A 16,886-nucleotide genomic window follows, 5' to 3' on the forward strand; every position below is an offset into this window, starting at 1 on the left:
CAAGAGACGCCGAGCGGCGTAGCATCTGCGGCCATGTCGCGCATCGAACAGAAGCTCCAATCGCTCGGCCTGTCATTGCCACCGCCGCTCTCGCTGCCACCGGGCGTGGCCTTGCCTTTTCCTTGGGTTCGCATCGTGGGCCGCCGCGTGCTGATCTCCGGGCACGGGCCTCAAACGCCCGTGGGGAGCGTGGCGGAGCCACGGGGCAAGGTCGGGCGAGAACTCACCCTCGAGCAGGGCTACGAGGCGGCGCGACTCACGGCGCTGGCCGTCCTTGGCAGCCTGCAGCGGACGCTCGGCGACCTGGACCGCATCTCGACGTGGGTGCGCGTGTTCGGCATGGTCAACGTGGCGCCTGGCTTCAACAGGACGCCCGCTGTGATCAACGGGTTCTCAGACCTCATCATCCAGCTCTACGGACCGGAAGCCGGCGCTCATGCGCGCAGTGCGATCGGGGTGGCGGAGCTGCCTTTCGATATTCCGGTCGAAGTCGAGGGTGAGGTCGAGCTTCGGGACTAGCGACTGGCTGTCGACGCTAGACGAGTGCCAAGTCCTTCGGCGGCACCGCGTCGAAGACCCGCCCGAGTTGCGCCGGTGAGAGCCCGTACATCCTGCGGAACAAGCCGCCGAACACTGCCCGGTATTCATTGAGCACGGGATAGTCGCGGTTCTGGAAGAGACGATCCTGCGTCACCGCCACCTGCTCGCCGAGCACGCGACCGCCTGCTTGCGCCGAAAGTCCGCCGCCCATGACCCAGTAGACAGTGCCATGGCCGTGATCGGTGCCACGGTTGCCGTTCTCGCGGAAGGTACGGCCGAATTCGCTGATGACCACGACGACCGAGTCACGCCACGCGTCGTCACCCATCTCCGTTGCGAAGCCGGCCAGCCCGCGCCCGAGCTCGTCAAGACGATTCGCCAGATAGCCCGTTGCACCGCCCTGCCCCACGTGCGTGTCCCAACCACCCACGTCGACGAAGCCCACGTCAAAGCGCTCGCGCATGAGCCGCGCCATGCGCCGCGCGACGAGTTCAAAGCCCCTGGCGCTCATTGCATCGCGGCTCGCCGCCTGCATTTCTGCCTGTACCGCGCGCTGCACTTCGTCGCGCACCTGAAACCCTTCCGCCACGGGCTGCGCCAGCGCCGTGTTCCGGTACATGGCCTGGATCACCTTGCTCTGGCTCTCGTCGATGCCCTGGCGCCCGACGCCGGCGAGCGCCATGTTGGCCGCCTTGGCGTCACCGCGTAGCGCGATCGGCAACTGGTTGGTGAAGGCGATCGGCGCGACCTCGGTCACCGGGCCTGCCCCCAGCACACCCGCCAGACGATTCAGGAAGCCTGAGCGGTAGTCGCGGCGCCGGTCCAGCGCCTGTCCGAGTTCGATCGAGTCCTGCGTTTCGAAATGGCTTCGCGTGAGATCGTCCGTGCCGGCAAAAGCAACGAAGGCGGCCTGCTTCTTCTGGAACAGCGGAATCACGCTGGTGGAGAGCGCCGGATGCAGGCCCCAGTCGGCGTCGACCGAAACCGCGCCGTTCGGTTGGCCCGGCCGCGCAATGGCGATGTTCGGGCGCGACGCATAGTAGAAATCGCTCGACACCGGCACCAGCACGTTGGCGCAGTCATACGCGCCACGCAAAAAGACGATCAGCAGCTTCGCGCCGCCGGCCGCGGGCGCCGCCATCAGCCGGCCTGCCGAGGCGCAGGCCGATGTCGCTGCGAGCAGTTGGAGGAGATCGCGTCGCTGCATGTCGGCTCCTTCAACGGTGCATCAGCTCGGGTGATGCGAGCAGGAAAGTGTTCCATTCCTGCGGAGACTTCGCCTGCGCCAGTGCTTCGCGCGTGTCAACACTCATCGACGGCAAAGCCGCTTTCACGGTCGGCGAATCTGCCAGACGGGGCGGCTTCGGCTTTTCGCCTGCTGCACCGTCATCGCCGCGGAACAGCACGGCGCCGTTCGCACCGATGGCACGGGCGATCTCGAAGCGGGTGGTCATCTGCCCCGCGCTCGCCCAGGCGTCCTGCGTCAGCGAATAGCCGTCCGGCGTCTCGCGGGCGTACAGCGGCTCGCCCATCCGGTTGAGCCAGCCGATCATCGGGTTCACGTTGGTCACGACCCGTCCGTCGTCGGCCAGGCGCACGCTCGCGATCACGTAGTGCACCGGATCGCGAAACTTCTGGCCGAGAGATGCGGTGAATTCGGGCGACTCGAACATCGTCTGCAGCGTGGCGGCAATATCTCCGTCCGTGCGCTGGAAGGTGCCAGCCATGCGGTCGACCAAGGCTTGCGGTGGATCGTCGGCAACGAAGTAGATCGCCAGCTTGCGCGAGATGAAGCGCGCCGTCGCGGGCGCCCGCGCCAGTCGATCGAGTGCCTCGTCGACTTCGGCAAGCGCGCGCTGGGTCATCGGCTGGCCCAGCAGCACTTTCGGGCCATAGTCGTGACGGTTGGGATTGAACTCGAACAGCCCTTGCTGGACGTAGTCGCCGCGAAGCTCGGGGCGGATGTTCGGCGCGGGCGCGTCCGGCGTGCGCCTGCGGACGCCGACGCCCGTCAGCACACGCGCCAGCTCCTGCACGTCGGTCTGCGAATAGCCGCCGCCGACGCCCAGGGTGTGCAGCTCCATCAGCTCACGCGCGTAGTTTTCATTGATTCGGTTGGCGGCGTTCTGCGCGTTGTCGAGGTAGCCGAGCATCGCGTGGTGATGCGCCGTCGCGCCCAGCAGGTCGCGAAACCTGCCGAGCGCATGGGGACGGATCGCCGTTTCCTCGTAGTCGCCCACGAGCGCTCGAAGGTTGTTCTTGCGGGCGTTCACGTTGAAATGGTTCATCCAGAACCAAGTCATCTGTTCCTGGAGCTGGTTGGGCGAATAGAGCGCGCGCAGCAGAAAGCGCTCCTGGGCCTCGCGGGCAAGGCGTGTCAGATCCTGCTGGTAGGTCCGCTGCGCTTCTTTCTTCTGGTCCTCGCCGGGCAGCGTGTCGAGTGCGCGCCGCTGGGCGGCAAGCGAAGCGACCATTTCATCCAGGGGCACCCGGGAAATCGTCATCGCATCGATCCGCGCCTGCGCCTGGGGCGGCAGCGCCGCGGCGGCGGGGTGCAACTGGTCTCGCAGCCATGCGGGGAGGCCTTCATGCGCGAGCTGCTTTTCGGTGGCGGCGTCGGCGCCCCAGGTCACGCGATCGAGCCAGCGCAGCTGGGTCGCTTCGTCGGCGGCGACCACCTTCGGCAATGGTCCGCGAGCAGAAGGCATCGCACAAGAGCCCAGCGCCATCGCGCACGCAAGCGCTAAACCTGAAGCGGCGGATCGGCCATCCATCATCGGGACTCCATTCCCCGTTCGGCGCGGGGCTGCCTCACTCAACCGGCTGGCGACGCCACCGGTTGACGTTCTTTACACGACGCCGCCGCGTTCAGGCCATCGCAACACTGGGCGGCGCCGCACCGGCGATCTGCCGCAGGGCGCGCTCGAACACTTCCACCGGCTGGCCGCCGGAGATCAGGTGCCTGTTGTTGATGATGACGGCGGGCACCGAATGAATGCCGGCGTCGGTGTAGAGCCGCTCGCGTTCGCGGGTTTGGGCGGCGAACTCGTCGCTTTGCAGGATGGCGCGGGCACGCTCCCGATCGAGGCCGGCTTCGCCCGCGAGGCGCACGAGCAATTCCGGGTCCGAAGGGTTCTCGCCATCGGTGTGGCAGGCCTTCAGCAGCGCCTTCTTCAAGGCGACCTGCTTCGCCACATCTTCCAGCTCGGCCCAATGGAGCAGCCGGTGCGCATCGAAGGTGTTGTAGACCCGGGCGCGCCCCTCGGGCCGGAATTCGAAGCCGACGGCCGCCCCCCGCGCCCGGATCGCTTCGCGTGACTGCGCCTGCTGCTCGCGGGTGGAGCCGTACTTCTCGTGGATGTGCTCAAAGGCGTCCTGCCCTTCGGGCGGCATCTGCGGGTTCAGCTCGAAAGGCTGGAAGTGCAGTTCGGCGGTCACTTCGGGGGCAACGTTCTTGAGAGCGGCTTCGAGCGCGCCAAGCCCGACGGCGCACCAGGGGCACGAGATGTCGGACACGAAATCGATGTGGAGTCGGGTAGGCATCCCCCAATGATGGCGCCGCCCGCGCGGCTTTTCAACCTTCGGGTGCGGAATCTCGCTGCTGAAGTTGCGCCGTCGCGGGCGCTGCGAGTTCACGCTCGAATTGCGCGACCAGCCCGCGCAGCGAGTTGCTCGACCTATCGCGGGAGTCAATCGCCCGGCGTGCCTCGGGCGCGGGTGGAAATCAAAGGCTGCGCCAGAAATCCATCAGCAGTTGCGTGAACTCGACCGGCCGCTCCACGGCGCTCAGGTGGGCCGCATCGATCGTGGCAAGACGCGCCCCCGGAATGGCTGCAACCATGTCTTCGGACAGCGCGGGCGGCGTGGCCTCGTCGCGCGTTCCGGCGATCACCAGCGTCGGCACGGCAATGCGCCGGTTGCTTTCGCGAAAGTCGATGGCGGCCACGGCGTTGCAGCTCGCGATGTAGCCCTTGGCATCGCAGCCCAACAGCGTCTGATTCAGGGCGCGGCCGGCTTCCGCGCCCTCTGGCGTCGATACGAACTCAGGCGTGAGCCAGCGCGCCACCGCGCCGAGAGCGATCGCCTCGATGCCCTGCGCTTCCACCATCTCGACGCGCGCGCGCCAGGGAGCGGAGTCGGGATAGTGCGCGGCCGAGTTGGCAATGACCACGCTCTTGAGCAGCCTCGGATGCCTGGGAGCCAGCGCCTGCGCCGTCATGCCGCCCATGGACAGCCCGACGAAGTGCACGGGCTCGCCCGACGCTTCCCGCGCAATCAGTTCGGCCGCATCTTCAGCGAGGTCCTCGATCGTCAGCGAACCGGCAACCACTTCGGAGCCGCCGTGGTTGCGATGGTCGTATCGCACGACCGTGTGCGCGCGGGCGAGCTGCGCGGCCACGCCGTCCCACATGCGCAGGTCGCAACCCAGAGCGTGGCTCAGCACGACGATGGGGCCGCTGCCCTCGCGGACGATATTCAAGCGGGTCATGGTGTTTCCTTTCGATGTGGATGGGTGGGCAAGGGCAAGCGCGGCAGCCAGGCATGGGCGATCAGCACCAGCACGACGCCCGCGAGCGCCATCGGCACCACCATGGGCCAGGCGCCATGGCTGAATTGCGGATTGACGAAGCTTGCGGCGATCTGGCCCACGATGAATGCAACCGCCATCATCGCAAAACCCGACCACGAGACGGCGCGACCGGCCAGATGCGGCAAGTCGCCGACGGCGCCGGCCTGTCCGCAAGGTTGGTGAATGCCGTGCCCGATGCAATAGATTGCGTGCCCCAGCAGGAGCGGCCAAGCCGACAGCGGCAGCAGCCAGCAACCCATGGCTTGCACCAGGGGACCGGCGAGGCTGAGCAGCGACCCAAGCTGCACCGTGCGCACCGCCCCCCTGTGCGTCAGCAAACGGCGGCACAGCGTGGTGCTAAAGATGTAGACGAGCGATCCGCCCGCCGGAATCCATCCGTACAACGCGGGCGAAAGCCCGAGATAGCTGATGTAGACCATCGGCGACAGCAGCAGGAAGCAGAACAGCCCGCCGTAAGTGGCGGCAGCGAGCGATGCCCACGCGCGAAAGCTCTGGCTGGCAAAGACCTCGCGCACACTGCCCTTTGCCGCGTTTGGACCCGCTGCCTTCACCCTCGTTTCACCGAAGCCGTGAAAACACATCGCGAACAGGATCAGCGCATAGACGGCCATGCCACCCAGCACCCAGCGCCAGCCCAGCCCCTGCACGGCATACGCGCCCAGAATCGGCGCTGCCAGTGCGACCACACCGAGACCGGTCAGCCCGCGCGCCATCACATGCGGGCCCTCGTGCGCCGGATACAGGTCACGCACCGCCGCGCGCGAGCACACGAGGATGGCCGCCATCGAAAAGCCCTGTACCGCACGACAGGTGACCAGCATCGGAATATCTGGCGACAGCACGCAACCGAGCGCCGCCAACGCGTAGAGCGCTAGGCCGGTCAGCAGCACGGGCCGGCGACCGAAGTGGTCGGAGAGCGGGCCACAGGGCAACTGACCCAACCCGAAGGCGAGCACGAAGACCGTCAGGCTCGAACTGGCCGAGCCCAGGTCCTGTGCAATCGCCGGCAAGGCCGGCAAGTAGCTGTCCGTGGCCACCGGCTGGGCCGCCAGCAGCAAGGGCAACAACAGCGCGAACGAGATGCCGCTGCGCGCGGCGGCTCCGTTCACTTCGAGGCGTCTGCGAGCAGACCTTTTTCGCGCAGGATCCCCGTTGCAATGCCGAACGCATGGTTGGCAACGGGAACGCCGCAGTAGATCGCGGCCATCATGATGACTTCCTTGATGTCATCGGGCGTCAAGCGCGACTCGGGTGGCCCGTCGAGTGCCGCGCGCACGTGCATCGCGAACTCCTCGTAGGCGTGGATGCCGAGCATCATCGACAGAACCATGAATCTGCGGGTCTTGTCTCCGAGCGCCGGACGTCCCCAGATGTCATTCCAGGCGTGGCGCGTGATCAGCGCCTGGAACTCGCTGTTGAATTCATTGCGATTCGCGAGCGACTTGTCGACCCAGGCGTCGCCGAGCACGCGGCGACGATTGACGAGGCCGGATTCATAGTCGCCGGCCGGAGTGGAAGGAGTGGTCATCTTGAAGATTGGGAAGAGTTGAGTTCAGCCTGCAACACCAACACCTGTGCCAGTGCCGTCTCGCCGGCCGGCCCGGCCAGCGCCGGATCGAACCATTGGTCTGCGGCATCGCGCGGCAGTTCGGCGCGCAGCCGGTCGATATTGGAACGCATCCGCGCTTCGTCCACCTGCAGGCCAGGCAGTGCCCCGGCCAGCGCACGCACGCTGCCATGCGCCGACATCAGCAACTGAGGCCATTCGGCCAATTCGGCCTGCCAGGCGCCAAGCGCGCGCTCATGTTCCTGGGGCATGGCCTGCAGCAGCGCCGCCACCCGCTGCGGCGCGCGCTGCGCAGCGGCAATGGCAACCATCGACGCCACGGGATTGCGCTTGTGCGGCATCGCCGACGAGCCGCCGCGGCCGGGCTCGCTGGGCTCCGCCACTTCGGCGACCTCGTACTGGCCCATCAGCGCGATGTCCTTGGCGATCTTGCCGAGGCTGCCGACCATGAGGCCGAGTTCGCACCCGAGCGCGATCCATTCGTCGCGCTGCGTATGCCATGTCGCGCCCGGATCGCCGAGCCCCAGTTCCTCGGCCATGAGCCGGCGCACCTGCGGGCCCTCGCCCTTCATTTGCGCCAACGTGCCCACGGCGCCACCGAGCTGCACGTGCAGTGCGTTGCGCGAAGCCTTGGCGATGCGCGTGCGGCTGCGCACGAGCGGCGCCGCCCAGCCGACGCACTTGAAGCCGAAGCTCGTCACCGAGGCCGGCTGCATCAGCGTCCGCGCGAGGATGGGCGTGGTCGCGTGCTGTTCGGCCTGGCGCAACAATGCGTGCGCGGCGCGCGTGAGGTCAGTCTCGATCAGCGTCGTCGCCTCGCGCGTGACCAGCGCCATCGCGGTGTCGATCACGTCCTGGCTGGTGCTGCCGAAATGCACGTAAGGCAGCGCGTCGGCGTTGAAGAGGCCCACCGCCTCTTTCAGGCTCTTGACCAGCGGAATCGCGACGCTGCCCGCCCGGCCGCTTTCGCGCACGATCTTGGCGACGTCGAACAGTTCGACCTTGCAGCTGCCGATGATGGAATGCGCGGCCGATTCGGGAATGAGCCCGATCTGCGCCTGCGCGCGCGCGAGTGCCGCTTCGAAGCGAAGCATCGCGTCGACGAAATTGCGGTCGCTGAAGGCCGCCAACGTTTCGGATGTGGAGAGGAAGCCCTCGAAGATGCTCATGGCGAATGTTGTGATGGGTCTGTGGTCGATCAGTAGGCGAGCGTAGCAACCGCGCGCAGGTCTTCGGGCGTGGCTGTGCCGTAGCCGAAGAATTCGAGGTAGGCCGGGATCATCTCGAACAGCATGTCGGTGCCGACTTGCACTGCGCAGCCTTTTTCTCGCGCGGCACGCAGCAGGGGCGTGTATTCGCTCTTCATCACGACTTCGCCGACAAAGGTCGATGGCGCGATGCGGCTGACGTCGAAGGGGAGCGGGTCACCCTCCTTCATGCCCAGCGGCGTGGCGTTGACGACCAGATCGAAGCCCGCCGGGTCGTTGGAGCCGGTGCTGACCTTCATGGCCGGGTAGTGCGCGCGCAGACGTTGGGCAAGCCCTTCGGCCGAGGCCTCGCTGGCGTCGAAGAGCGCCATTTCGGCGACGCCCGCTGCAGCCAGCGACGCGGCAATGGCCGAGCCCACGCCGCCGCTGCCGGACACCAGCACGCGCGCGCCTTCGAGCGAACGGCCCTTTCGCTGTACGCCGCGCACGAAGCCGGCGCCGTCGAACTGGTCGCCCAGCAGCGTGCCGTCAGGCCGCTTCAACACGGCGTTGCAGGCGCCCGCGATTTTGGCCGTGGGCGTCACCTCGTCGACCAGCGACATGGTCGTGATCTTGTGCGGCATGGTCACCAGCGCGCCGCGGATGTTGGTCAGGTGGAAGAGCGCCTCGAACACGCTCGGATACACCTCGGGCTTGACGCCCATCGGCATCACCACCGCATCGATGCCCTGCTTGTCGAACCAGGGGTTGTAGATCATCGGAGCCTTGAAGCTCTCGGTCGGATAACCGAGGTGGGCGATGAGCGTGGTCTTGCCGGAGATCATGGGGGAATCCTTTGGGTCAATCAGAAAAGACGGTCACGTCGACCGCGCCGCGCTTCCACCGGCGACATGCGATTCGCTGATCCAGCGCGCGCTCTTCATGGCACGCTCGCCGATCACCATCGGGTCGGAATTGACGTAGTCGTCGTTGAACACTTCGAAGGTGTAGTGGCCGCGGTAGCCCTTGTCTTCGAGCAATTGCACGAGGTCGCGCACGTCGTGCAGGCCCTCTCCGGGAAACAACCGCTGGTGGCGCGCCAGCTCGATCATGTCGGCCTGGCGGTCGCTGTACTCGAAAAAATAGTCTGCAAGCTGCACCAGGAAGATCTTTTCGACCGGCACGTCGGCCAGTTGAGCGAGCGTTTCGGCCGTGTCGTCGCCGTGCACGGACATGTGAAAGAAGTCGAGGTTGAGGCCGACGTTCTCGCGGTCGCAGCGACGCACGATGTCCCACGCCTGATGCCAGCGATTGGTGTGCCGCCCCCACGAAAGCGCCTCATAGCAGATGCGGATACCGAGCGGCGTTGCCAATGTGGCGAGCGTGCGCAGATCCTCGGCGGCACGGTCGGGGTCGTCGATGGCGAGCGGCGAGGTGGTCGAACAGCACAGCAGCAGATCGGTATCGACCAGCGCCATCTGCCGCAATTGCTCGCGCGCCATTTCGAGCCGGTGCGGACGCATGGCGTCCGGCGCGCATTCGAAGTCGCGCAGCGGCTGGAAATCAGTGACCTTGAGCCCGCTTTCCTTGACGAGTTGTGCGGCCTTCTCGACCCCGGCCGGATGGTTGATCAGGTCGCGCGCCCACAACTCGACGCCCGCGAAGCCGGCTGCCTTCATGCAGTCGAGCTTGTGGCCGAGTTCTCCGCCCATCGTGACAGTGTTGAAGCCGAAGCGGTCAAGGGCGATGGCCATGGGTTGTTTTCTCTATGGAAGTTGCTAGGCAACGCTGGCCGAGTGATATCGCAGCGGTTGATGGATTTCGTTCGCCATTGCGGCGGGATAGATCAGTTCGCGAAGGAAATCCGCGTTGTGGCGAACCGTGTTCGCCGCTTCCTTGTGGCCGAAGAAGTCGAGGTAGTGCGGCATCTGCTGGACCAGCATCTCGAAGCCGGCTTGGGCATTGAGGCCGCGCTCGCGCGCGGCACGCACCAGCGGCGTCGGCTGGTTGCGCAAGAGGATGTCGAACAGCGCGGCATGAGACTCCATGCGTGCCACGTCGACAGGCAGCGGGTCCTCGGGCTTCAGGCCGAGCGAAGTGGCGTTGATCACGAGGTCGTAGCCGGCCGGATCGCTGCTTTCGACCGCAACGCTCGTCGCATCGAAGAACGAGTCGATCTTGGCCGCTACACCGGCCGCCTTGCCGGCTGCGACGTCATAGAAGGCAATGTGCTCCGCGCCATTGACAGTGCCGCCTTCGGCCAGCGCGACACCGATGGCTGCGGCGCTCACGCCCGCGCCGAGAATCAGCACGCGCTTGCCGCGAAACGGGATGTTGTAGCGGTCGAGCGCCCCCAGGAGCCCCTCGCCGTCGAACAAGTCGCCTTCGAGTTCGCCGTTGTCGATGCGACGCACCACGTTGACCGAGCCCGCCACGCGGCCGAAGAGCCCGCAGCCGTCGAGCAGGTCGACCAACAGCGGCTTGTGCGGCGGCGCGATTGCCATTCCCCGCACGTTCCTGGCGAGGAAAGCCGCCTTCACGAAGACCGCCAGATCGCGCCTTGCAACTTGCACAGGCGCCATCACGGCATCGATGCCGCAATGCTCGAAGGCGGCGTTGAACATGCGCGGAAGGCGGACGTTCGTCACCGGATCACCGGGAAGAAGGTAGAGAGACGTGCTGCCGACGATGGAAGGGAACATGGAATCGTGCCTCGCTTCAGCTTTGGAATGTTCGACTATCGCTCGAAATGCCACGGAAGCGCTGCTAATGTAGTCGTGCGTCTGTGAGATTCGTCCGAATGGAACGCGTGTAATTTCGATCACCGAACTACACTGATCGATCATCGAACGATTTCAGGGTTTCTCCCAAGCGCAAACCACATGACTGCCGAAGAAACATCCATCGTCCCTGCCGGCCTGGACAAGCGCGACTGGATCGCGGGGCTCGAGCGCGGCGTCTCGATCATCGAAGCCTTCGACGACGCGCACCCGCGCATGACCGCGAGCGAAGCCGGCCAGCGGACCGGCATGACACGCACCGCCGCCCGCCGATACCTTCTCACGTTGCAGCACATGGGCTATGTGGCGGGCGACGGCAAGCTCTTCTGGCTGACGCCGCGCGTGCTGCGGCTCGGGCAGTCGTATCTCGAATCGGCGCGGTTGCCGCGCATCGTGCAGCCCTTTCTGCAGCGCGTTGCAGCCGGCACACACGAGATCGCCTACCTCAGCGTGATGGATGGCGACGAGGTGGTCTACATCGCGCGCAACGGGCCGAATCGCAGCATGAGCACGGGCTACGTGCTCGGCGCGCGCGTGCCGGCGCAGGTCACGGCCGCCGGGATGCTGATGCTGGCGATGCGAACCGATGAGGAACGCAGCGCCTGGCTCGAGGCGCGTCAGTTGGCAGTCTTTACGTCGCACACGATTTCGAGCAAGGAACGGATGAAGCTCGAACTGGCTCGCATCCGCGCCCAGGGTTGGGCTTTGTCGGAGCAGCAGTTGGATCTGAATTCACGGGGCATTGCTGTGCCGCTGCGCGACCGGCACGGCGACCTGGTCGGCGCGCTCAACGTGACCATGCCCATGGGCCACGAAAGCAGCGAGGACGCGGTCGCCCGCGTCCTGCCTGTGTTGCGCGAAACCGCGCAGGCGATGCGAGGCTTGATCTGACGCGCACGTTTCTTGGCCTGTAGCACAGCAGTGCTACAGTGCGGCAAACCGCGAGACTCAAATGCCGACCACCACCATTCGCATCGACGACAAGCTCAAGGACCGGGTCGCTGCCGCAGCGGACAGGGCGGGCAAGACTGCTCACGCATTCATCGTCGACGCGATCGCGCAGACCGTTGAACGTCTGGAAGCAGAGGACGAAATCCACCGCATTGCCGACGAGCGCTGGTCCAAAGTGCTGGCGACTGGAAGGACCGTCAGATGGGACCAGGCAAAAGACTATCTCGCTGCCCAGGCCCGAGGCGAAAAGCCTGCGAAGCCAGCGGCACGAAAGCTGGGGCGCTGACCCCCGGATGACGCGAATCGAACTTGCTCCCGAGGTTCTCGACGATTTCAACCGATTTATCGAACACCTGGCGCGCTTCGAGGTTGCGGACATCCCGCAACGATTGGGCGAGATCATGCAGGCCATCGATATCCTCGCCCACAGTCCCTTGATCGGAAGGTCGGTCAAAGGCGCCAAACGGGAACTGCTCATCGGCCGAGGATCGCGCGCGTATATCGCGCTCTACCGCTACGTTGCCGACATCGACGCGGTCTTTGTGCTGGCTTTTCGCCACCAGCGTGAAGCGGAATACAAGCGCTGAAGCGGACACGTCGCAAAGGCTGAGCGCCTTCGCGACGAGGTGTCCGTGAACTGGCTGGCGAGTCAGGCCAAGCGGGTTGGGCAGGTCAGGCAGCGGCCTTCGTCAGCCGCGCATCCGCCAGGGTCTGCGCACGCATCCTCTCGTAGTCCTGCTTGGGCACCGGCACTGCGTTCGGATTGCCCAGGTCGTTCAGGTGAATGCGGTAGGTCTCCCGGGCACTCAGCACGGCGATCGCCGAGATGACCGTGATGCCGAAAGTGAGCGCGCCGATGGTCAGCGGAATGTTCGCGGCACCGGGGGGCGCCACAGCGACGAACAGCGCCGGCAGCAATGCGGTGATAGTGGTGCCGATGTTCTGCGAGATCGCCATCGCCGAGCAGCGCGAACGCGTCGGGAACAGTTCCGGGTAGAAGCTCGGGAAGACGGCGTTGTAGCCCTGGTACACGATGCCCCACATGAGCAGCGACATCACTATGGCCAGCGGCACGTTGTGGATGCTGATTGCGTACAGATAGCCGAATGACAGCAACCCCGCACCAAGAGCACCGATGACGATCGGGGGCTTGCGGCCGACCTTGTCCGAAAGATTGCCGACGAACGGAATGACGGCTACCGCAAGGATATTGCCGAGCACCGGAATCCACAGGTAGATGTCTTTCTGGAACCCGATGCCGTACGCCGGCTGCACCGCATAAGCAGCGCCGAACACGGTGGCGACCACGGGGATGACGTTCATCAGCGCCGCGCAAATGACGCGCACCATGTCGCGCCAACTGTTCGTGAAAGCCTCGACGATGGGCGCCTTCTGCAATTCGCCCTGGCGCGCTTCTTCTGCGAAGGCGGGGGTTTCGTCGACTTCGCGGCGAATGATGTAGCCCGCGATGATCACGACGAAGCTCAACAGGAACGGGATTCGCCATCCCCACGAAAGGAATGCGTCTTCAGGCATGTAGTGTGCCAGCGGCAGGAACACGGCCGCTGCAAGGATCTGCCCTGCTTGCACGCCCTGCAGGCTGAAGCTCGCAAAGAAGCCGCGGCGCCCGAAAGGCGCGTGCTCCAGGATCATCGAGCTGGCGCCCGAGATTTCACCCGCGACCGCAAAGCCCTGGATCAGGCGCAGCACTACGAGAAGCGCTGGCGCCAGCAAGCCGACTTGGTGGTACGTCGGCAAGAGCCCGACGGCGATGGTCGAAAAGCCCATGAGGAACATGCAGACGAGCAGCACATGCTTTCGTCCTCGCGTGTCGCCCCAATGGCCGAGCACGAAGGCGCCGATGGGCCGGGCGACATAGCCGACACCGTAGGTCGCCAGCGACGCGATGATCGCGATCCGCGGGTTGCCCGACGGGAAGAATATCTGCGGGAAGATCAGCGACGCTGCTGTCGCATAGATGAAGAAGTCGTAGTACTCGAGCGCCGAGCCGATCCAGCCGCTGGCTGCGGCCTTCTTCGACTGGTGTCGGCCTTGCGGCTCGTGGTCCTTGGGGTTGCTCATTTGTCTCTCCGATGGATGGGTCGTGTGAGTCTGGAAACGTTCGGCTATCGCGCAATGAGGGAAAGCACGCCGCCAATGTAGGGGCCGCCGCACTTTCCTCACAGCGAAAACTCCGCCAACTATGCGATTAACGATCTGCTTTGATCGATGATCGATCGCTACGCGGGTTTACACCGAACCGTTCACGCGTGCGCGCGGCCCGATGAACGCGCCTTCCATACTCAGATTCCCTGAAATTCCTGTCCGCACGTCCCGTCGGGCGGCCGCGCGACGGAACAAATACTTTCTTGCACTTTCCCGGGAAAACCCTCAAGGCCGGGCGAGCCGGCGCTCCTACCATTTATTCAACTTGAATTAATTAATCAACAGGAGACAGTCGGTGAAATCAGCCGGTCCCGGCAGGGGCACTAATTCGGCGAACCTGCGCCTCTACAACGAGCGCACGCTGTTGCAGCGTCTGCGCCGCGCAGGTGAAGCGTCGAAGGCCGATCTGGCGCGCTGGGCGCAGCTGACCAACACAGCGGTGGGCAGCATCGTCCAGACGCTGGAGGAGTCACGCCTGATCGAGCCGGCCGGTCGGCGGCAGGAAGGCCAGCGGGGTCAACCTGCCGGGCTCTACCGCATCAATCCCGAGGGTGCCTACGGAATCGGCGTGCGCCTCGATCGCACGAGTATCGAAACGGTGCTGATCGATCTCGGCGGCAAGATTCTGGCGCGAGAGGCGCATGACGTGCTCCTGCCCCAGCCGGAACATGCCCTGTCGCTGGTCCGCAAGGACGTCGCCCGCGTGCTGACCGCGCTGGAAGGTCCGCAACGTCGACGGCTGATGGGCGTGGGCCTCGCGCAGCCCTACAACCTTGGCAGTTGGTTGCGCGAACTCGACCTGAAGGCCGACTTCCGCATCTGGGACGAAGTGGACTTCGGCCAGTTGCTTGCGGAGGCAGTCGGACAGCCGGTATTCAAGGAAAACGACGGCAACGCGGCTGCGATTGCCGAGATGTTCTTTGGCGTCGGGCGCGAGGAAGACGATTTCCTCTACGTCTTCGTCGGCGCGGCACTCGGCGCGGGCGCGGTGATCGGCGGGGAGAGCTTGCGCGGCAGCAGCGGCAACGCGGCGGACCTTGGCTTGATGCCGGTGCCGCCGAGCACCCTGCCCTCGGCGCCCATGCTGGACCGGCGCTGGGACATCCTTCTTTCCCGCGCGTCGTTGAATTCGCTCGCCCGTCACTTGCGCTACCACGGAATCGCGGTGCGGGGTCATGCGGACCTCGAAGCCCGTGTCAAGGAAGGCAACGCACATGTTGGCGAATGGCTCGACGACTGCGTGGACGCACTGGTGCCTTCGCTGCGGGCATCGCTCGCCGTGCTCGACCTGCCCGCAGTGGTGATCGACTGCGACATCGACAGCGGCTTGATCGGTCAATTGATCACGCGCATCGATGCCGGCCTGCGTCTGATCGCGCCGGAGGCCCGGCAGACGCCGCGGCTGCTGCGCGGCAGCTTCCGCGCTGATGCCGGCGCCATCGGCGCAGCCAGCCTGCCAATGTTCTTCAACTTTTCGCCCCGCGCCGACGTCTTGCGCGGTCGCCCGCACCGCGCCCATACGGAGACAACACATGCCTGATCCCAACGCAGCCACCGCGCTGCTCGAACTGCGCAAGATATCGAAGACATTTCCCGGCGTGAAAGCGCTTCAGGACGTTCGCCTGCGCGCCCGAGCAGGCCATGTGCATGCGCTCATGGGCGAGAACGGCGCCGGCAAGTCGACGCTGATGAAGGTGCTCTCGGGTGCGTACATGCCGGACCCGGGCGCGGAAATCCTGATCGATGGACGGGTGGTTCACATCGACGGTCCGCTCGCCGCCAAGAACCTCGGCGTGTCCGTTATCTATCAGGAACTGAGCCTTGCGCCGAATCTCACGGTCGCCGAGAACATCTACATGGGCCGGCCCTTGCGACGCGGCGGCTTGGTGGACCGCGCCGGAATGACGGCCGCCTGCGAGGCCACTCTGCAGCGCCTCGGCGCCGACTTCGGGCCTCTTACACGCGTGGCGATGCTGTCGATCGCGCAGCGCCAACTCGTCGAAATCGCGCGCGCGGTGCACTTCGATTGCCGCATTCTGGTGATGGACGAGCCGACGACACCGCTGTCCACGCACGAAACCGATCGGCTCTTCGCGCTCATCAAGCGCTTGCGCAACGAAGGCATGGCGATCCTCTACATCAGCCACCGCATGGACGAGATCGACGAACTTGCCGACGAGGTCACGGTGCTGCGTGACGGCACTTACGTCGGCACCCTGGAGCGCGCCGAACTTTCGCGCGACAAGCTGGTGAAGATGATGGTCGGGCGCGATCTGTCGGGCTTCTATCGCAAGGAGCATCACGGCATGCACACCGGGGCGAAGGCGCTCTCGGTGCGCGGCCTGCGCGACGGACGCCGCGTTCACGACTGCAGCTTCGAGCTGCACTCCGGCGAAGTGCTCGGACTCGCCGGCCTGGTGGGCGCGGGCCGCACCGAGCTGGCACGGCTGATCTTTGGCGCCGATCCGCGCACCGGCGGCGAGGTGTCGCTCGATGACCTCGGCGGGCCGCTGAAGATCGACAAACCCATCGACGCCATCCGCTCCGGCATCCTCTATCTGACGGAAGACCGCAAGGGCCAGGGCCTCTTCCTCGATCTTTCGGTGAAGGACAACATCAACGTGATGGTCTCCCCTCTCGATGCCAAGGCCGGCGGCGTGATGGACGGCAAGCGGGCAGCGCAGCGGGCGCGGGATGCGATCGCGCAGTTGTCCATCCGTGTGCCTTCGGCGCGCGTCAACGTCGGATCGCTCTCCGGCGGCAACCAGCAGAAGGTGCTGCTGGCGCGCTTGCTCGAACTGGCACCGCGCGTGCTCATCCTCGACGAGCCGACCCGCGGCGTCGACATCGGTGCCAAGAGCGAGATCTACCGCCTCATCGACGAACTCGCGCGGCGTGGCGTCGCGGTGCTCGTCATCTCGAGCGAGCTGGCCGAGGTGGTGGGCATCTGCGACCGCGTGATCGTGATGCGCGAGGGACACCTGGTCGGTGAAGTCGGCGGCGGCAGCGGCCAGGCCATCACGCAGGAAAACATCGTCGCCCTCGCCACTGGCGCGGTTCCATCCCATACGCCGACTCTGCACTGAAACAGCCAGGCAGCCCCA

General features: G+C 65.5%; 17 protein-coding genes. 6 read left to right on the plus strand and 11 right to left on the minus strand.

What is annotated here, in order from left to right:
* Window positions 1–33: 33 nt before the first annotated feature.
* Entirely contained in the window at window positions 34–519 is a 486-nt protein-coding gene (locus tag AC1DSF_RS08140) for a RidA family protein (protein ID WP_478182579.1), read from the plus strand.
* A 16-nt stretch (window positions 520–535) separates the two neighbouring features.
* On the opposite strand, the gene AC1DSF_RS08145 is transcribed toward AC1DSF_RS08140, so the two are convergent.
* The 10 genes from AC1DSF_RS08145 to AC1DSF_RS08190 form a co-directional block, all read right to left on the minus strand.
* Complete coding sequence (locus tag AC1DSF_RS08145; RefSeq protein WP_478126716.1) at window positions 536–1,747, minus strand: DUF1501 domain-containing protein; 1,212 nt, start codon at window positions 1,745–1,747, stop codon at window positions 536–538.
* 10 nt (window positions 1,748–1,757) lie between these two features.
* Window positions 1,758–3,317, minus strand: a complete 1,560-nt coding sequence (locus AC1DSF_RS08150) for a DUF1800 domain-containing protein (protein WP_478182580.1) — start codon at window positions 3,315–3,317, stop codon at window positions 1,758–1,760.
* A gap of 91 nt (window positions 3,318–3,408) precedes the next feature.
* Window positions 3,409–4,083, minus strand: coding sequence for a DsbA family oxidoreductase (locus tag AC1DSF_RS08155; protein WP_478126762.1), 675 nt, complete (start codon window positions 4,081–4,083; stop codon window positions 3,409–3,411).
* A gap of 181 nt (window positions 4,084–4,264) precedes the next feature.
* Window positions 4,265–5,029, minus strand: a complete 765-nt coding sequence (locus AC1DSF_RS08160; protein WP_478182581.1) for an alpha/beta fold hydrolase — start codon at window positions 5,027–5,029, stop codon at window positions 4,265–4,267.
* Window positions 5,026–6,240, minus strand: coding sequence for a Bcr/CflA family efflux MFS transporter (locus AC1DSF_RS08165; protein WP_478182582.1), 1,215 nt, complete (start codon window positions 6,238–6,240; stop codon window positions 5,026–5,028). Before AC1DSF_RS08165 ends, AC1DSF_RS08160 begins: the two co-directional genes overlap by 4 nt.
* Window positions 6,237–6,659 (minus strand): carboxymuconolactone decarboxylase family protein, encoded by a 423-nt coding sequence (locus AC1DSF_RS08170; RefSeq protein WP_478126720.1) that lies wholly within the window; start codon window positions 6,657–6,659, stop codon window positions 6,237–6,239. The genes AC1DSF_RS08165 and AC1DSF_RS08170 overlap by 4 nt, the downstream gene beginning before the upstream one ends.
* The gene (gene pcaB / locus AC1DSF_RS08175; RefSeq protein WP_478126721.1) at window positions 6,656–7,867 is read right to left on the minus strand and encodes a 3-carboxy-cis,cis-muconate cycloisomerase; all 1,212 of its coding nucleotides are present in this window, start codon (window positions 7,865–7,867) and stop codon (window positions 6,656–6,658) included. The genes AC1DSF_RS08170 and pcaB overlap by 4 nt, the downstream gene beginning before the upstream one ends.
* Before the next feature lie 29 nt (window positions 7,868–7,896).
* Window positions 7,897–8,730, minus strand: coding sequence for a shikimate dehydrogenase family protein (locus AC1DSF_RS08180; RefSeq protein WP_478126722.1), 834 nt, complete (start codon window positions 8,728–8,730; stop codon window positions 7,897–7,899).
* Between the two features lie 33 nt (window positions 8,731–8,763).
* Window positions 8,764–9,639: a sugar phosphate isomerase/epimerase family protein gene (locus AC1DSF_RS08185; RefSeq protein WP_478126723.1), complete on the minus strand. Its 876-nt coding sequence runs from the start codon at window positions 9,637–9,639 to the stop codon at window positions 8,764–8,766.
* 24 nt (window positions 9,640–9,663) lie between these two features.
* The gene (locus tag AC1DSF_RS08190) at window positions 9,664–10,587 is read right to left on the minus strand and encodes a shikimate dehydrogenase family protein (RefSeq protein WP_478126724.1); all 924 of its coding nucleotides are present in this window, start codon (window positions 10,585–10,587) and stop codon (window positions 9,664–9,666) included.
* A 180-nt stretch (window positions 10,588–10,767) separates the two neighbouring features.
* Here AC1DSF_RS08190 and AC1DSF_RS08195 point away from each other — a divergent pair, with 180 nt between their 5' ends.
* The 3 genes from AC1DSF_RS08195 to AC1DSF_RS08205 all read left to right on the plus strand — a co-directional run bounded on the left by AC1DSF_RS08195 (window position 10,768) and on the right by AC1DSF_RS08205 (window position 12,203).
* Complete coding sequence (locus AC1DSF_RS08195; RefSeq protein ID WP_478126725.1) at window positions 10,768–11,556, plus strand: IclR family transcriptional regulator domain-containing protein; 789 nt, start codon at window positions 10,768–10,770, stop codon at window positions 11,554–11,556.
* A 61-nt stretch (window positions 11,557–11,617) separates the two neighbouring features.
* Window positions 11,618–11,902 carry a CopG family transcriptional regulator gene (locus AC1DSF_RS08200; RefSeq protein ID WP_478126726.1) on the plus strand — a complete coding sequence of 95 codons (285 nt, stop codon included), beginning with the start codon at window positions 11,618–11,620 and terminating at the stop codon, window positions 11,900–11,902.
* 7 nt (window positions 11,903–11,909) lie between these two features.
* The gene (locus AC1DSF_RS08205; protein ID WP_478126727.1) at window positions 11,910–12,203 is read left to right on the plus strand and encodes a type II toxin-antitoxin system RelE/ParE family toxin; all 294 of its coding nucleotides are present in this window, start codon (window positions 11,910–11,912) and stop codon (window positions 12,201–12,203) included.
* 85 nt (window positions 12,204–12,288) lie between these two features.
* Here the strand turns inward: AC1DSF_RS08205 and AC1DSF_RS08210 are convergent, their stop codons facing one another.
* Window positions 12,289–13,698 (minus strand): MFS transporter, encoded by a 1,410-nt coding sequence (locus AC1DSF_RS08210; protein WP_478126728.1) that lies wholly within the window; start codon window positions 13,696–13,698, stop codon window positions 12,289–12,291.
* Window positions 13,699–14,077: 379 nt separating this feature from the next.
* Between AC1DSF_RS08210 and AC1DSF_RS08215 the strand changes: the two genes are divergently transcribed.
* Both AC1DSF_RS08215 and AC1DSF_RS08220 read left to right on the plus strand, forming a co-directional pair.
* Window positions 14,078–15,322, plus strand: a complete 1,245-nt coding sequence (locus AC1DSF_RS08215) for an ROK family protein (RefSeq protein WP_478143324.1) — start codon at window positions 14,078–14,080, stop codon at window positions 15,320–15,322.
* Window positions 15,315–16,868 (plus strand): sugar ABC transporter ATP-binding protein, encoded by a 1,554-nt coding sequence (locus AC1DSF_RS08220; RefSeq protein WP_478182583.1) that lies wholly within the window; start codon window positions 15,315–15,317, stop codon window positions 16,866–16,868. The genes AC1DSF_RS08215 and AC1DSF_RS08220 overlap by 8 nt, the downstream gene beginning before the upstream one ends.
* The last annotated feature ends 18 nt before the right edge of the window (window positions 16,869–16,886 follow it).

This window comes from Variovorax sp. 01N429, assembly GCF_056399425.1.

What these genes read in the sequence shown, in the direction of transcription:
- AC1DSF_RS08190 (WP_478126724.1), bottom strand. Translation starts at nt 10,587, where the DNA reads ATGTTCCCTTCCATCGTCGGCAGCACGTCTCTCTACCTTCTTCCCGGT.
- AC1DSF_RS08140 (WP_478182579.1), top strand. Translation starts at nt 34, where the DNA reads ATGTCGCGCATCGAACAGAAGCTCCAATCGCTCGGCCTGTCATTGCCA.
- AC1DSF_RS08150 (WP_478182580.1), bottom strand. Translation starts at nt 3,317, where the DNA reads ATGATGGATGGCCGATCCGCCGCTTCAGGTTTAGCGCTTGCGTGCGCG.
- AC1DSF_RS08170 (WP_478126720.1), bottom strand. Translation starts at nt 6,659, where the DNA reads ATGACCACTCCTTCCACTCCGGCCGGCGACTATGAATCCGGCCTCGTC.
- AC1DSF_RS08205 (WP_478126727.1), top strand. Translation starts at nt 11,910, where the DNA reads ATGACGCGAATCGAACTTGCTCCCGAGGTTCTCGACGATTTCAACCGA.
- AC1DSF_RS08145 (WP_478126716.1), bottom strand. Translation starts at nt 1,747, where the DNA reads ATGCAGCGACGCGATCTCCTCCAACTGCTCGCAGCGACATCGGCCTGC.
- AC1DSF_RS08155 (WP_478126762.1), bottom strand. Translation starts at nt 4,083, where the DNA reads ATGCCTACCCGACTCCACATCGATTTCGTGTCCGACATCTCGTGCCCC.
- pcaB (WP_478126721.1), bottom strand. Translation starts at nt 7,867, where the DNA reads ATGAGCATCTTCGAGGGCTTCCTCTCCACATCCGAAACGTTGGCGGCC.
- AC1DSF_RS08195 (WP_478126725.1), top strand. Translation starts at nt 10,768, where the DNA reads ATGACTGCCGAAGAAACATCCATCGTCCCTGCCGGCCTGGACAAGCGC.
- AC1DSF_RS08185 (WP_478126723.1), bottom strand. Translation starts at nt 9,639, where the DNA reads ATGGCCATCGCCCTTGACCGCTTCGGCTTCAACACTGTCACGATGGGC.
- AC1DSF_RS08200 (WP_478126726.1), top strand. Translation starts at nt 11,618, where the DNA reads ATGCCGACCACCACCATTCGCATCGACGACAAGCTCAAGGACCGGGTC.
- AC1DSF_RS08210 (WP_478126728.1), bottom strand. Translation starts at nt 13,698, where the DNA reads ATGAGCAACCCCAAGGACCACGAGCCGCAAGGCCGACACCAGTCGAAG.
- AC1DSF_RS08220 (WP_478182583.1), top strand. Translation starts at nt 15,315, where the DNA reads ATGCCTGATCCCAACGCAGCCACCGCGCTGCTCGAACTGCGCAAGATA.
- AC1DSF_RS08160 (WP_478182581.1), bottom strand. Translation starts at nt 5,029, where the DNA reads ATGACCCGCTTGAATATCGTCCGCGAGGGCAGCGGCCCCATCGTCGTG.
- AC1DSF_RS08180 (WP_478126722.1), bottom strand. Translation starts at nt 8,730, where the DNA reads ATGATCTCCGGCAAGACCACGCTCATCGCCCACCTCGGTTATCCGACC.